The organism is Archangium violaceum Cb vi76 (genome assembly GCF_000733295.1).
Taxonomy (GTDB): domain Bacteria; phylum Myxococcota; class Myxococcia; order Myxococcales; family Myxococcaceae; genus Archangium; species Archangium violaceum.
This window is the reverse complement of record NZ_JPMI01000289.1, coordinates 83,765-97,482: the sequence shown is the minus strand read 5'-3', so window position 1 is coordinate 97,482 and position 13,718 is coordinate 83,765. Positions and strand designations below refer to the sequence as shown.

The window sequence follows — 13,718 nt, the reverse complement described above, 5'->3', positions numbered from 1 at the left end:
CCTAGTACGCCAGCTCCGCCCGAAGATAGAGCCTGTCGGTCCCATCATTTGCCTCCTTCGGCAAGCCCGTCCCGGTGAACCCCAGCAGCGTATAGCCCGCGGCCACCCGCAGCCGTTCGTCCACCCGGTACGCCACCTCGCCGCGTAGCGAACCCAACGATTCTCCCTCGGGCGCGACCGACCGCCCCGCGGCCTCCACCGCGACTTCCAGCCCCCCCACCACCCGGACCGACGGGCGCAACGATCCGGTGAGTACCCATATCGCGGAATCGTCGTAGGTACTGCGGCTCGCGTGCAACCCCGCCGCGAGCGCGAAGCGGTCTCCCAGCCGCACCGCCGGCAGCAGTGAAATTATCTGCTGACCACGTTCCCCGAAGATGGAGCGCTCACCGGGTAGCAGCTCGCGGGTGAGGCCGTAGCGCGCCACCAGCAGGAAGGGTCCGGGCCTCCAGGCGAGCGCCGCATAGCCCTCGAGCAGGCGGGCCTCGGCCTCCCTGCTCTCCCGCTGGTACGTGCGGCCGTAGTTCATCCGCATGGAGAGCGTCAGGTCCTCGCGCAGCACCGCCTCCGAGGCCAGCGCCATCACCGCCTGGATGCGATCCACCGGCTCCGTCGAGCCGCGCACGGGCGTACCGCTCTCGAAGCGCAGCTCCATGCGTCCATCGGCCCGAAAGCGCTCCAACAGGAGTTGCCCGGAGAGGCTCGCCACGTCGCGCCGCAGCGAGCCCGGCAGTTCCAGGGGATGACGCAGACCCCGCTCATAGCGGGCGCCCACGTTCAACGCGCCGAAGACGGTCTGCTGGAAGCCCACCGCCCGTGCCAGACGCACGGCATTGGCATCGTGCGAGGCCACGTCCTCCACGAAGAGGCGCGTCCCGTCCCCCAGCTCCGTGCTCGCCCCGCTCACCGCGCGGCTGGCGCCGAAGTCCGGCCCGTCCACGTCCACCGAGTGGCTGCCGTAATAGACGTCCTGGCCCCGGCGCCACGTGCCCTGTACCCAGGCCAGCGGGCCCAGCTGGGGACCCCAGCCGCCACGCACGCCCACCACCCCCTCGTCGCCCACCGTCACGTCCACGCCCGCGGAGGAGAAGCTGTCATCCACGTTGCCCGGCCCCAGGCCCCGCTGGTGGAGCGTCTGCCGGTGGCCGGCCGACACGCGCAGCCAGTCATTCACCACGAAGTGGCCCTGCAGCCCCGCGGACGTGCGCCCTCCCTCGAGCAGCGCCCCCTCGCCGGGCACCTCGCTGGCGCGCAGGAGGGAGTCCCGGAGGCTCAGCTCCACGCCCCAGCGCTCTCCGGTGTAGCCCCACCCCACGCCCAATGTCCGCGCCCCCAACAGCCCCTCCGCGAAGGGCCGCCGCGGATCCGCCGAGAGCCGATCGTCCCCGAGCAGCGTGAGCCGCCAGGGCCCCAACGGCTGCACGGCGCGCAAGGAGAACTGGCGGAAGGACTGGGTGTCCGCGTGCGTCCCATCGGAGAACCCCGCGGTCCGCCGGCGGAAGGCCGCGTCCACGGAGCCCGTGCCGAAGAGGCCCGGCCCGCGCAGGCGCAGCCCCAGCGCGTCCCCGCCGCCCGCCGGCTCGTCCTCGTCCGGCCGCAGGAAGCTGAGGCCGCCATCGTCCGAGACGCCGAAGCGATCCGCCATCACCGCCGAGCCCCGGCTCCGCGCCACCTCGGCCATGAGCGTGTAACCACCCAGCGTGGTGCGCGCGTGCCCGGAGAGGAGCAGGAAGGGAGACCCCTCGCGCTGCTCGCGCACGGCGGACACGGACACCCGCCCGCCCCGCCACTCCGTCCAAGCCTCGCCGCCCGCGGCATCCGCCGGGGAACCCGACTGCAACGCGGCGTACTGCACGGTGAGGACGGGCTCCGGCGCCGCCGTGAACGGAGCCGCCCGGAGCAACGGCTCGCCGGCGATGAGGGACAACGGCCGCGCGAGCAGGATGCGGCCCGCCGTGTAGTCGATGTCGTAGTCCCGGCCCCGGATGAGGTGGCGCTCGGCGAGCGGCAGCCCGGTGAGGCCGTCGCGCAACTCCACGCGCAGCAACTCCGAGCCCTCCGCCACCGGCGACGAGCCCAGGTAGTAGAGGCTGCCGCCGGTGCTCCGCAGCTCCTCGTACGCGGGCAGGGCGGCGAGCATGCGCGTGGGATCCGCCAGCCCACCGGCGAAGGCATTCACGCCCGCGCGCAGCGAGCCCCATTCCGCCTCCAGCTCCGCGAAGGGGCCGAACAGGGGCCGGTGGTAGCGGCCCACCTCCCCTTCCGACTGATAGGCCCGGTACGTCCCCAGGCCCACCCGGCCGAAACGCTCGTGGCGCACCTCCAGCCGCAGCCGGCTCTCGGTGGGGTTGGGCGTGAGGCCCACGGAGGTGTCTCCCCACTCGGCGATGGCCTGGTCTGGATCCGGCGCCCGGTCCAGCCGCGGAATACGAGGACGCAGCCAGTCCGCCACCGGCCGATCCCTCAGCAGGTCCACGTCGGTGTCCCGCAGATCCAACTCTCCCACCAGTGACAAGGGCCCCAGGCGCGCCTCACCATGGGCAGCGCCGCGCCCTCGCAGCCGGAAATCCCCCGTGGACGGCGAGAACGTGGCCTCCACGTCCAGCAACCCCACCGCGAAGGGCCGGGGCACCGCCTCCAGCTGGAGCGCCACCGACCGCGCCGGCTCGCCGGGTGGTTGCACCTCCAGCGCCACCTGGTTGCGGCCCGGGTCGAGCACCAGCGGGACCAGCACGGACCCCTCGGGCCCCACCGTCACCTCACCCCGTGACGAGCGCACGCGCGTGCCCGCGGGGAACTCGGCCATCAACGAGGAGGGGCCACTCGCCGGTGGCTCGTCCCTGCTGCCCGGCAGCCGCAGCACTCCGGCCGGCTCGGCCTCGCGAGGAATGACGAGCAGGCCGCCCTCGCGCGACACCACGTCGATGCGCTGACGGAAGAGGCGCAGGGTGGACTCCGTCCCGAAGGCGGTGATGGACAGCACGTTCTCCCCGGGCACGAGCCGGACGTGCGCACGCCAGTCGCCACGCGCGTCCACCTCCGCCTGGAGGCCGCCGACCATCACCTCGTCTCCCGGCGAGGCATGCCCCGCCACGACGAAGTCCACCCCACCCGGAACCGCCGCCGCGGAGGGAGGCGTCGTGTCATAGGCGAGCGCCAGCGAAGACGTGGACTCGGGCAGGGCTCGCACCGCGAAGTCCTGCAGCACCACGGCGGCCCAGGGCACCTCCACCGTGACGGCCTCGGGAGTGGCCACGCTGTCGGGCGGCAGCGTGCGCGCATCCACCTTCAGGCGCTGCCGGCCGGGCCGCAGGTGCACTCCGCCCGTCGTATCGGGCCCGCGCGCGTCCACCTCGGCGAAGTGGTAGCGGCCCCGTGCGTCCGTGCGCACCTCGCGGCCCGTGGCCAGCACCAGCCGAACCCCGGCCAGGCCCGGCTCCTCGGGGGCACACCGGCCATCCGCGTCCAGGTCAAGGCACACGCGCCCGGTGATGGCCGCCGCCAGCTCCGGAGACTCCGCCCTCGCCAGCTGGGCGCGCACCGCACCCGGCAGCAGGAGGAAACCCAGGCACACTGCCCACACGGCCCACCTCAAGGCCGCACCTCGGCGAGCGCGGTGACGCCGGTGGCCACGTCCGCCACCGAGACACTCACCGGCCCCTCATGCGTCACCCGGAAGCTGCCGCGCCCGTCCTTCACCTCGATGGCACCGCGCTGACCGGCGGACAGCGCCACGTGGGCCTCGCGGCCCTGCAACACCCGGCCCGACGCGTCCTCCATCCAGAACGTGACGCGCGGGCCCTCCACCTTCAACCGCACGTTCACCGGCACGGGAGGCGCGAGCCGCACCGTCCGCTCCACCCGGGCGTCCGTGAGGGGCCTCTCCAGCGGAAACACCGGCCCACCCTCCGCCACCACGTGCACCGTCTCCCGGAGACCGGGCCACAGGCCGTGCACCACCTCCACCCGGCCCGGACGCACGGGGCCAAGCACCACCGTCCCGTCCTCGCCCGTCACCCGCTCCTCGCCGCCCACGCGCAGCGGCTGCCCCGGCACCGGCAGACCGGCCAGATCCGTCACGCCCGCGGACAGGACGCCGCCTTCCGCCCAGACACGCAGGCGCGCCGGCTCCGTGCCCGGCGGGCCATACGCGTGCACCGCCACCACCGTCTCCCCCGGCGCGCCGCCCGTTGGCAACGTCCACGCACTGCCAAACACGCCCGGGGCTTCCTCGCGAGGCGGACTGAACGTGCCCCCGGAGGACCGGAGCACCACCACGGCTCCGGCTCTCGGCTGGCCAGAGGCATCCCGCGTGGTGACGGTGACGGCCACCGTCGAGCCGAGGTGCACCACCGTCTCGGGCAGCGACAGGACGGCGCTCGCCACCGGCCCCTGCGCGAGCCAGAGTGGAATCTCCTCGCGCGAACTGGTGCCCCGCTCCGGCCACGTGGCCACCAGCCGCTCCGGCTCCGCCGACGGGGTGCTCGGGGCGGTGTAGATCCACTCGAGCAGGCCACCCGCGGCGCGCGTGGGCCCGCTCAGGGCGCCACGGCGGACCGAGGCCTTCACCCGCGCGTCCTGCACCGGCCGGCCATGGGCGTCGCTGGTGGCGCACAGCATGCGCGCCCGCGACAGGCCATCCGCCGGGAGCCGCTGCGGATTGAGGACACACGCCAGCCCATCCGTGGGCGGCAGCGCCAGATCCATCCTCGAGCGCCGCATGTTGCCCGCCGCGTCCACCGCGCGAAGCTGCGCGACGCTGTGCCCGGGAGGAACGACGACGGGCAGCCGGAAGCGCCCGTCCGGCGCGACCTTCACCGGCCCGAAGGTCGTCCCGGCGATGGTGGCGGAGAGATCCGCGTTGGGCTCGGAGCGGCCCGGCAACTCCACCGAGGCGGCGAGTGGCACCAGCACCTTGCCGTAGGCGCCGTAGATGGACTGGGGGTGGGGCCAGGCCGAGAGCGCCACCAGGATGGCCACCTCCGGGTAGCGCGTGTCCGGCAGCACATAGCGGGCCCGCCACGTCCCGGGCCCCGTGCGCTCCAACTCCTCCACCCGGCCCACGTTGGCGCGCAGCACGGGAGGTGCCCCGGTGTCATCCGGCGTGCCATCCGGCTGGAGCATCCGCACCGTGAGCCGCGCTTCCTTGTCCCGCCCCTTCACGGGCGCGGGAGGCTCCACCGTGAGCGACACCTGGGTGGCCGGCGGACCCAGCACGTACCGCGCCTCGGCCCTCAGCCCCGCCCCCTCGGCGGTCACCCGCACCTCCCTCGCTCCCGGCTCCGGGACGACGACGAACGTCCACAGGGGCTCCTGCTCGGGCCCGGGCCGCAACCCGGCTCCGCTCGCCGACACGGAGAGTCCCCGCGCCGACACGGGCGCACCCGTTCCATCCCGCCGCACCAGGGCGATGGGAAACCCATCGGGCGGGACGGGCGCGGACGGACCCAGGATGTCGAGTGTGTCCGCCGCTGCCGCCGAGGCGACGAGCAGCAACACTGGAAGGATACAGTTCAGAGTGTTGGTAATTTATCAGCGACCTTGCCGTGCCTGAAATTCTATCGCCGCGACACGACAGGGCTCCGCACCCGGGTGGCCCGCCTGTCACGGAGCAGCAACGAGGCGAACATCCACACCCCGAGCAGAGCCACGGGGCCGCCCGCCGCACCACAGCCCACACGCACCTCCTCCAGCGGCGCCGCGGCCGGTGTCCCACCCGACTCGGAGTCACCGCCCCGGAGGTGCTTCCCCTCGTAACCGCTGGGGACGAAGTACCGCGTGAAGGCAACCGCCTCGGGCCTGGATTCCACCTGGGCGGGAACGAGCTGGCCGTAGCGCGCCTCCGGCTCCTGGGACGTCTCCTCCCGCGGCCCGATGTCACAGGTCATCTCTCCGTAGAGACGCACCCGGAACGCACTGCCGGGCCTACCCGCCGCCTGGGCGGACAGCGCGAGCCGGCCCTGGAGCGGCACCCTGCGGGCCAGACTCGTGACGTCCTCCCGGATTTCATCCGGCCCCACATGCAGGCCCACGCCCAGCCACACCCAGCCCGCGGTGGCCGGCGACGCCTCGAAACCGTTGTCCACGCAGAGCACACCGGTGCCCGTGCTCTCGAACTCCGTGGAGACCACCTCCGGCGCTCCCTCGGAGCGGCTCACCACCAGCGAGCCCAGCAGCGACCGCGTACCGGGCGAGGCGCACACGGCGGCGGCGTCCTTGATGGGGGTGCGCGTGCAATCGGCCGGCAGACGGAACACGTAGGCGTGGACGTTGAGGTTGCCGCCCTGCCGCACCGTCCACACCACCCGCACCAGCCCATCCGCGTCCATGCTGATGTCGCTGAGCGTCTCGCTCTCCGGCGTCTCGGTGAGGCGGTAGTACGTCTGCGTGCGCAGGTCGTACAGCACGACATCGAAGTTGGGCGTCGCGCTGGACGCATCCCGCCGCTCGAAGGCGATGAGCGGACCGCTCACGTTGGGGTTGGTGTCCGTGCCCGGGAGCGCGAGGCGATGGACCTCGCCCCCGCCCACCGGCTGCCAGACGATGTCCGACTCCAACACGCCCTCGACGAGGGAACGCGTCACGTACGCCACCACCTCGCCGTTGGTGTCGGGCAGGGACTCCTCTCCCTCCGGCCCGGTGAGCTGGGAGACCGCGTAGCCTCCCTCCACCTCACGGGCCGCCCAGAGGTCACACCCGTCGAGGCTGGTGACGCACCGGGTCCACACCACCACCCGGCCATCCGCGCTGACGGCGGGAGAGCGATCCATGCTCGTGTTCTCCGTCAGCCGGGTGAGCGCGAGCGTGTCCAGGCGGTAGGCGAAGATCTCCGGCGGGAGGGACTCGGCGGTGTAGCCCAGCTCCTGCCAGGCCACCGTCCGACCACCGAGGGTGGCCGCGCGCCGCTCCGCACCGGAACGCGGGGCGAGCTCCCGCGCGCCACCGTCCGCGCCCACGTCGAAGCGGAAGACGCGGCCGGCGTCGGTGGTGCGGGTGAAGACGATCGTGTTGCCGCTGATGTCGGCCAGGGCGTCATAACCCCCCTCGGTGGGGATGGCCCGGTCCACGCCCGTGAGCAGATCGTGGTAGCGGATCTCACTGCTGCTGAGGCTGCTCTGGTGGGTGTAGGCGACGAGCGCCCCGCTCACATGGGGATCCGTCTGATCCCCGGGTCCGTCGTTGACCACCTGCGTCCTGCCCGTCAGCGGTGCCGTGGACTGGCCCAGCGCCAGCGCGGGGAGCAGGCACACGAGAGGGATGAGCGTTCGCGACATCGTGGGGGACCTCGGTTGCACATCGGGGGAGATGGACCCATCCCTCCCAAGGACACTCCCGGGTACAGCCCCCCAAGCGCCACGCCTGGCGCCAGTTCCCACGGCAACCATGGCCGGCCGCACTTCTGGCCCCACGGCTTTGCGCACCCAGGCTTTCACCCGGGATTGCCCTTGGTACTGGGACGACTCTCAGCTCTTGAGACAGTGCAAATCAGAGGCCGGGAGGCCGGACATCGAGGCGCTCGTCTGTCCGCCTGCCCTCATTGAGCCTTGGCCCCCGGGTCATCCCATATCCCCGGGTCCACTTTGACCGAGGGCGGGGTGGTATCCAGGTTGAAGTCGCGCGCTTCCTCCTGGCGCAGACCGCCCACGGAGACCGCCTGCACCTGGACGGAGTTCTGGCCTTCCTGGAGAGGCAGGACCTGGGAGAAGCGGCCGGCCTCGTCGGTGGGGACGAGCCGACCCCCCACCCGCACCTGATTGCCGGGATCCGTCTGCCCGGAGACGACGACCTTGCGCCGCGGGTGGGCGGGCCAGTTCACCTTGAGCAGGAGGCTGGTGGGGATGGGGGTGGGCTCCGCGGGCGCGCGGCCGGGGCGGATGATGGACTGCTGGCCGGCGCGGACGATGACGACCTTGCGCTGACCGCTGAAGGCGACCTCGCCCTTGAGGGTGGCCAGGGACACGGTGCCCGCGCCGTTGTTGTTCATGGTGAAGGTACCGCCCTCGCTGCGGGCCTCGGCGTCGCTGCCGGCGGCCTTCATCTCGAAGGTCTGGCCCGACCCCGTGTCGACGCGGGCCGTCGTCATACCGTTGTTGAGCAGGAATCGGGTGAGCGAGTGGGTGAGGACTTCCACGGAGACCTCGGCACCGGCCTCCATGCGGACCTCCACGGCCTCGCCGCCGATGATGACGGCGTAGGCGCCTTCCCGGGTGCGCACCGCGTCCGAGGGCTGCAGGGCCTCGCCCACGCTGGCGGCGCGCCATTCACCGTCGCCCCGGCGCACCTCCACCGTGCCGCGGATCTCCTTCAGCTCGAGCGCCATCGGGCGATTCTCGGGCGGGGCCACGGGTGGCGGGGCCACGGGCGGCGGGGCCTCCACCACGGGCGCGGGTGGAGGGGCGGGAGGCTGATGGAGGAAGAGGAAATAGCCCAGCGGCAGCGCCGCCAGGATGGCGAGGAGTCCCAGGAAGAAGGGCGCACTGCGCCGGGGGGAGCGGGGGGCGTCCATACAGCCCCTAAACTACCTCAGGCGGGGCCCGGGCCTCACGCCTTCGGCAACCAAACGGTGAAACAGGTGCCCTGCCCCACCTCCGTGCGCACATCGATGGTACCGCCCGCCTCGCTGACCACCCGCCATGCCACGGAAAGCCCCAGGCCCACGTTGGACCAGACGTCCTTGGTGGTGAAGAAGGGCTCGAAGATGCGCGAGCGGTGCTCGGGGGCGATGCCCTTGCCGGTGTCCTCCACCTCGAAGAAGCCCCGCCCGTCCCGCTCTCCGGTGCGCAGGGTGAGCCGCTTCGCCTCCGACTTCATCATCGCGGTGCGCGCGTTGGACACCAGGGCCAGCACCACCTGGGACAGGTGCCCTGGATCCGCCTTCACCTTCGCCTGGGGGGAGGCCAGCTCCGTGCCGAGCGCAATCCCCTCCCCCTTGAGCTGATGCTCCGTGAGCGAGAGCGCATCGCGCAGGACGGCGTTGAGGTCCACCGCGCGCAGCTCCGGCTTCGCCCGCTGCTGGGAGAAGCGCAGCAGGTTCTGGGTGATCTCCTTGCAGCGCTTGGCGCTCAGCTCGATCTTCCGCAGCGTCTCGAAGTCGGGATCCTTCTCGTCGCGCTCGAGCATCAGCAGCTGGGTGTTGCCCAGGATGCCGGCCAGGGGGTTGTTGATCTCATGGGCCACACCGGCGCCGAGCTGCCCCACGGCCGCGAGCTTCTGGGCCTCGAGCAGCTGGACCTGGGCGGCCTTCAGCTCGGAGGTGGCTTCGTCCACGCGGAGCTTGAGATCATCGTTCCAGCGCAGCATCCGGGCGCGTGCGGCCTCCAGCTCGGCGCCCATGCGGTTGAAGGTGGAGGCCAGCTCGCTGAGCTCGTCCTCCCCATCCACGGTGACACGCCGCTCCAGCTCGCCGCGCCCGAAGGCCTCGGCGCCAGCCACCACCCGGGACAGGCGGAGGTTGAGCCGGCGCGTGAAGAGCGCGCCCAGGCCGAGCAGCACCACGAAGGCGGCCCCGATGGACAGCAGCACCGTGCGGCGCATGCCGCGCACCGGAGCCAGGGCGACGTCCTCGTCCACGGCCACCACCACCTCGAAACCGGGCACCTTGGGAACCCGCGCGGCGCTCACCCAGAGGGCGGGAGCGTCCACCCGGAAGCCGCGCACCTGCGTGTCGTCCGCGGCGAGCCGGGCGGCCAACGCGGGCTCCAGGGGCTGGAGGCGGCGCTCCGACAGGGAGCTGGCCAGGATGCGCCCGGCCGTGGTGTCCACCAGGTGGATGTACCCCGGATTGCCTCGCGCACGCCGTGCCAGCAGGGCCTCCAGGTCGGAGAGGACGACCTCGGCGAGCGCGAAGGGAGCATCCTCCCCATCCCCCAGCTTCACCGCCACCGCCACGGCCGCCCGCCCACTGAGGGCGTGTGCGTAGACGCGGCCCAGGGCGGCCTGTCCCTTGTTGCCACGGCGCAGCGTCTGCACCGGCACCGCCCGGGCGAGCGCCTGCGTCGCGGAGGGCTCGAAGCCCGGGTGCTCGCTGTCGCCAGCGGCCTGATACACCGGTGGGCCGCGCGGGATGCCCTGCGCATCCAGGTGCAGCACCGCGCTGACGGCGGGAGACTGCCCGTAGAGCAGCTGCAGCCCGCCCTGGAACTCCTCGGGGGTGATGCTCTCCCAGTTGAAGAGCTCCGCCGAGCGGGCCAGCGCATCCACCGTCTTCATCAGCTCCGAGGAAGCACTCTCGGCGGTGCTCTCCGCGATGACGCGCTGCTCGGAGACAATCCTCCCGGCCAGCGCCGCCTCGGCGCGCGACAGCAGCAGGAAGCCCACCGCCGCCAGGGGCAACACGCTGGCCGCGAGCATGAAGAGGATGAGTTGCTGGTAGAGCCTCATCCCGTGGCCGTCCGGATGACCGCCAGCTCCCGATCACTGCGCAGGTAGACGGAGCCTTGAATGGCCTTGGCGCGCTTCTTCATGTCCGCGGCCTGCCGCGCCAGCTCGGCATGATCGCTGGACAGCCCGTCGCACAGCACCGCCACCACGGACACGCTCATGATGGGGAACTTGCGCTTGTCCCCGTAGCGGTCATCCGCCTCGATGTAGCCGCGCTCGCGATCCTGCTTGTCGTAGTAGAGCGGGATGATGCGATCGAAGGCCTCGATGGCACGCTGGCAGATGCGGTCCACACTGTCCGGGGAGGTGACGAAGACGAAGTCGTCCCCCGCCACGTGGCCGAGGAAGTCCCCGGGCAGGCCGTCCTGGCCGAACACCTCGCGCAGCAGATCTCCCGTCTGGCGGATGACGCCATCGGCCTTCGCGAAGCCGTAGTAGTCGTTGTAGGCCTTGAGGTTGTCCAGGTCGAGGTAGCAGAAGGCGAAGGGCCGGCGCTCGGCGAGCCTGCGCTGCACCTCGCGCTCGATGGCGCCCGAGCCGGGCAGTTGCGTGGTGGGCGAGGCGCCCAGCTCCTGCTCCTTGCGGCGCAGCACCATCTCCACGCGCGCGCCCAATTCCAGCGCGTCGAAGGGCTTGGTGAGGTAGTCATCCGCGCCCAGCTTGAGGGCGCGCACCTTGGCGCTCGTCTCGGAGTGGGCGGAGATGAAGATGACGGAGATGTAGCCGCTGGCGCGCTCGGCCTTGAGCTCCGAGAGGAAGTGGTAGCCGTCCCCGTCGGGCAGCTGCACGTCCAGCAGCAGCACGTCCGGGCGGCGCTCGCGCAGGGCCCGGTGCGCCTCCTCCAGGGTGGAGGCCACCTGCACCTCGTAGCCGTGGCTCACCAGCACCTCGCGGCAGATGAGGCCCACCTTCTCGTCGTCGTCCACCACCAGCACGCGCCCGTGGTGCTGGCCGGCGCTGCCGCGCACCAGCGAGTCCACGGTGGCCAGCAGCCGGTCGGACTGCAGCGGCATGGGCAGGAAGGCATCCGCCCCGGCCCGGAAGGCGCGCTGACGCTCGTCGAAGGCGGAGAAGAGCAGCAACGGCAGCTGCCGCGTGTCCGGATCATGCCGGAGGATCTCCGCCAGGCGCAGGCCGTCGATGACGGGTAGCCGCGCATCCACCAGCAGGGCATCCGGGTGGTGGGCGCGCGCCTGGGTGAGGCACTCCTCGGCGGTGGGGGCCAGCCGCACCTCGTAACCGCGCGCGCGCAGCAGGGCCTTGGTGATGTAGCCGATGTCCGGCTCGAACTCGGCGAGCACCAGACTACCCCGCCGCTCGGGGTTGTGCTTCTGGGTGAAGTCCAGGCCGTCCGGCCGCAGGTACTCGCCGGGAGGCTCCACGGGCAGCACCACCACGAAGCGCACGCCGTCGTGGCAGGGCTCGCACCAGATGTGGCCGGCGTGGGCCTCCACGATGTTGCGGCAGATGGCCAGACCCAGTCCGGTGCCCCGCACGGTGCGGTTGGCCTGGGTGCGCGCCTGCTCGAAGCGGTCGAAGATGCGCTCCAGGTTCTCCTCGGCGATGGGCTCGCCGCTGTTCCAGCACGTGAGCGCCACGTAGCCGGGCACCGCCGAGGTGGCCTTGAGCTCCAGCCGCACCTCTCCGCCCTCGGGGGTGAACTTGGCGGCGTTGGTGAGCAGGTTGTTGAGCACCTGGGTGAGCCGGTTGGGATCCGCCAGCGCCCGCAGGCCGTGCTGCGGCAGGCCGGCGGACACCTTGATGCGCCGCTCCATGAAGGCGGGGCCGTACTTCTCCACCGCGCGGCGCACCTGCTCGTCCACGTACGTCCACTCGAAGTTCATCCGCAGCCGGCCCTTGGCGAACTTGGCCAGGTCCAGCAGGTCATCCACGATGGCGTTGAGCTTCTCCGTCGAGTCGCGCGCCAGCATCAGGTAGCGGCGCTGCTTCTCGTTCATGTCGCTGGCCAGGAAGTTGAGCACCAGATCCAACGAGCCGGAGATGGAGGTGAGCGGCGTGCGCAGCTCGTGGCTCACCATGTGGACGAACTCGTCCTTGCGCTCCTCGAGCTGCTTCTGCTCGGTGACGTCGCGCAGCACCACGCACACGCCGCGCAGCACCCCGCGCGCGTCGTTCACCGGGGTGACGGTGGTGTGGATGGTGCGCTCGTCGAGCTTCAGCTCCTCGCGCAGCACCTGGGCGCCGCCGTACTCCCAGCCGCGCACCAGCTCGAAGGGATCGAACCCGAGCTTCTCGCGCAGCCGCCTGCTGGCATCCGGGGCGGCGGGCCCCTCCCCCAGCACGAGCAGGCGGCGCGCGGCGGGGTTGAGCACGACGATTTCATTCTTCTCGTCGGTGAGGATGACGCCATCCGCCATGGACTCGACCATGCGATCGATCCGCTGGCGCGAGGCCTCCTCGGAGGCGCGCAGGGACTGGATGGCATCCGCCGTCTGGTTGGCGAGCGTGTCGAGCAGCGCGCCATCCTCCTCGGAGTAGACGTGGGAGCGCTGGGAGAAGAGCGACAGCAGGCCCACGGGGCGGCCCCCGACCGTGAGGGCGACGGTGAGCTGACTGGCCCAGGTGGCCGGGGCGGCGGCGTCCTGCGAGGTGGTGCCCGTCACGTGCGTGATGACACGGTCCTCGGGTAGCACCAGCCCCGAGCGCTGGCCCCACGCGGCCAGCATGGACTCCTTCACGCCCAGCAGGGATTGCTCCCCGACGACGGTGCCCTGGCAGCGCAGGCGCAGGGTGGCCGTGCGATCCCACCCCACCGCGATGAGGGCCGCCCCACAGTCGTAGGGCAGCACGCGCGACACCGCGGTGAGGACGCGATCGATGATGGCGTCATAGCCGAGCGGCTCGCCGGCACTGGCGCGGCTCACCTCGTAGAGGACGCCGAGCGCTTCCACCCGCTGGTGGAGCTGGCGCAGCAGCCGCTCCTTGTCCCGCCGCAACTGGGTGTACTCCACCGCGTTCTTCACGGTGATGACCAGGTCGTTCAGGTCCCAGGGCTTGGTGATGTAGCGGTACACCTGGCCGCGGTTGATGGCGGCGATGATGTCCTCGGGATCCGTGTAGCCGGTGAGGAGGATGGCCGTGACATCGATGCCCTCGGAACGCGCGGCGGCCACCAGCTCGATGCCCGTCATCTCCGGCATGCGCTGGTCGGTGATGAGCACGTCCACGCGGTGCTGCCGCAGCAGTCCCAGGGCCTCGGGCCCGGAATTGGCCGAGAGCACCTGGTAGCGCTTCTGGAACATGCGCACGAGGAGATCGATGACGTCGGGCTCGTCGTCGACCAACAGGAGTGTGTGTCGGGGCTCGGACAAGGTGTC

Annotated in this window: 6 protein-coding genes and 1 riboswitch; all 6 genes read right to left on the bottom strand. The window is 71.8% G+C overall.

Going from position 1 to position 13,718, the window contains the following annotated elements:
• Nucleotide 1: 1 nt before the first annotated feature.
• The 6 genes from Q664_RS39365 to Q664_RS39340 all read right to left on the bottom strand — a co-directional run bounded on the left by Q664_RS39365 (nucleotide 2) and on the right by Q664_RS39340 (nucleotide 13,712).
• The gene (locus tag Q664_RS39365; RefSeq protein WP_043408281.1) at nucleotides 2–3,583 is read right to left on the bottom strand and encodes a hypothetical protein; all 3,582 of its coding nucleotides are present in this window, start codon (nucleotides 3,581–3,583) and stop codon (nucleotides 2–4) included.
• A gap of 8 nt (nucleotides 3,584–3,591) precedes the next feature.
• On the bottom strand, nucleotides 3,592–5,496 hold the full coding sequence (locus Q664_RS39360; RefSeq protein WP_043408390.1) for an Ig-like domain-containing protein: 1,905 nt from the start codon (nucleotides 5,494–5,496) through the stop codon (nucleotides 3,592–3,594).
• A 62-nt stretch (nucleotides 5,497–5,558) separates the two neighbouring features.
• The gene (locus Q664_RS39355; protein ID WP_052519217.1) at nucleotides 5,559–7,274 is read right to left on the bottom strand and encodes a TolB family protein; all 1,716 of its coding nucleotides are present in this window, start codon (nucleotides 7,272–7,274) and stop codon (nucleotides 5,559–5,561) included.
• A 99-nt stretch (nucleotides 7,275–7,373) separates the two neighbouring features.
• Nucleotides 7,374–7,454, bottom strand: a riboswitch (cyclic di-GMP riboswitch).
• Between the two features lie 80 nt (nucleotides 7,455–7,534).
• On the bottom strand, nucleotides 7,535–8,506 hold the full coding sequence (locus tag Q664_RS39350; protein WP_043408277.1) for a hypothetical protein: 972 nt from the start codon (nucleotides 8,504–8,506) through the stop codon (nucleotides 7,535–7,537).
• A 35-nt stretch (nucleotides 8,507–8,541) separates the two neighbouring features.
• Nucleotides 8,542–10,380, bottom strand: a complete 1,839-nt coding sequence (locus tag Q664_RS39345; RefSeq protein WP_043408274.1) for a sensor histidine kinase — start codon at nucleotides 10,378–10,380, stop codon at nucleotides 8,542–8,544.
• Nucleotides 10,377–13,712, bottom strand: a complete 3,336-nt coding sequence (locus Q664_RS39340; RefSeq protein WP_043408272.1) for a response regulator — start codon at nucleotides 13,710–13,712, stop codon at nucleotides 10,377–10,379. The genes Q664_RS39345 and Q664_RS39340 overlap by 4 nt, the downstream gene beginning before the upstream one ends.
• Nucleotides 13,713–13,718: the final 6 nt, after the last annotated feature.